At 45.7% G+C, this 1,168-nt stretch carries 1 protein-coding gene and 1 pseudogene; both read left to right on the forward strand.

The features are described 5' to 3' along the window. Positions 1-314, forward strand: a pseudogene (locus NG798_RS27735) (Appr-1-p processing protein); the annotation flags it as partial. Between the two features lie 64 nt (positions 315-378). Continuing rightward, on the forward strand, positions 379-879 hold the full coding sequence (locus NG798_RS27740) for a hypothetical protein (protein WP_261226949.1): 501 nt from the start codon (positions 379-381) through the stop codon (positions 877-879). Positions 880-1,168 lie beyond the last annotated feature (289 nt).

Raw genomic sequence — 1,168 nt, forward strand, 5'->3', positions numbered from 1 at the left:
TTTATGTATTGCCAGAAGGAAGAGATGCGGCACAGAAATGTTTAGCAACAGATATAGAAGCGCAAGAACGTTTACAACGAGTCGGCGATCTGATTTTTGGATTTGAAACACCTTACGGTATGGAGTTGTTAGCTACAACTCATTGGGTTGCTAAAGAACACCCAAAAGCAGTAGAAGATAGCAACGAAGCGATTTTGCTAGTACACCAATGGAGCGAACGCAAACGTCAACTCTTCAAATCTCTCCATATTCGCAAGGCGTGGCAGCGCTTACGCGAACAACACTGGTTAACGACTACAAATCATACAGACTAGAAGAACAGATATGGATAGAGAAAATCTCAAACTATAGCAAAACAGATGTAAAGTTTTGGAGCGGGTGAAGTTGGTAGGGTCGGTGGTGGTGGGGAGGTCGGTCGTACTGGTGGGACACGATATAGGCCGATGTTCGCCTGGGGCGTCGGGAAGTACATTTTGTCTGTGCCGGCCTGAAATCCCCATGAAGTTCAGCTTTTCCGAAGTGACACCGGCCTTTACAAATCCACCGGCCTTTACAAATCCCCCGGCTTTTACAGATCCAACGACCTTCAGAGATTCACCAGCCCCCGAACTACCACCGGCCCCTCAATATCCCCCAGCCCAGACAAATTCACAGGCCCCTCAAGATCCTTTGGCTCAGCCAGATTCACCGGCTTTATTACATCCAGGGGTTCCGGTGTGGCTCAAGATGATGGGGAAGTTGGTGGTGCCGGTGGGCTTACGGGGTGACAATTTTTCTCGAAGCCTTCTAAGATCAGACTTTCAGGCTCTAGCATCCAAAAAAATTCCTCCGTTACCCATGCCTCCTAAATCTAATCATTTGATGAATGGTCGCGCTTAGAAAGCCATTGTTGACAAAAATACCTGTCACGCCGGCTGTGAATAACCACCTTTTTTTTACCTCAAATAGCTCAAATTATTGTCCAAAAAAGCTTTCAAGACACTTCTCACCCTGTCCGAGGACAAATACTCTTTTAGTATGGAAAATCCTCTGGCATCTCGAATTCTAGCTCATCTGGACTTATCTCGCTAATATCAAGTAAGTCTTCTTTTACCCATTCAGCCATACTGTATTCGATATCATCAAATGGTGAGTACATATTCTCATTATCCTCCTCCTCTTCTTCATC

This window comes from Ancylothrix sp. D3o (genome assembly GCF_025370775.1).
Classification (GTDB): domain Bacteria; phylum Cyanobacteriota; class Cyanobacteriia; order Cyanobacteriales; family Oscillatoriaceae; genus Ancylothrix.